This window comes from Streptomyces sp. SM1 (assembly GCF_002910825.1).
In the GTDB taxonomy this organism is placed as follows: Bacteria; Actinomycetota; Actinomycetes; order Streptomycetales; family Streptomycetaceae; genus Streptomyces; species Streptomyces okerensis.
Window position 1 is genome coordinate 1 of the sequence record NZ_NEUB01000423.1, and the last position, 381, is coordinate 381.

Annotated in this window: 1 pseudogene; it reads right to left on the reverse strand. The window is 78.0% G+C overall.

What is annotated here, in order from left to right:
* Positions 1-381 (reverse strand): annotated as a pseudogene (locus B9S61_RS41520) (hypothetical protein); the annotation flags it as partial.

Genomic DNA, 381 nt, shown 5'->3' on the forward strand with positions numbered 1-381 from the left:
ATCCGCACCGGCCCGGCGTGTGGCGGCACCGGAAGTGTTCCCGACGCCGGACCCGTGTCCGGCGCCCGGGCGCACGGCTTCCGTCTCCGGCCGGCCGGCGGGACCGGATTCCGGCTCCGTCCCGTGGTCCCGGCCGGCGCCCGGGCGTACGTCCGGCGACGGGGACGCCGGGGCGTCGGCTCCGTCGGGTCGAGCCGGGATCAGCAACTCCATCGTCGTCTCGGCGAGCCGCTCGTACCGCGCGTCGACGGGAGCGTCGTCCGTGGCCGCGTCCCGAGCGCCCGGTGCGGCGTCCTCGGGATGACCGGCAACCGCCTCGGACCCGCGGTCCTCCGCCCGGACACCCGGGCCGACGGGACCGAACCCGTCCCCGTGATCAGG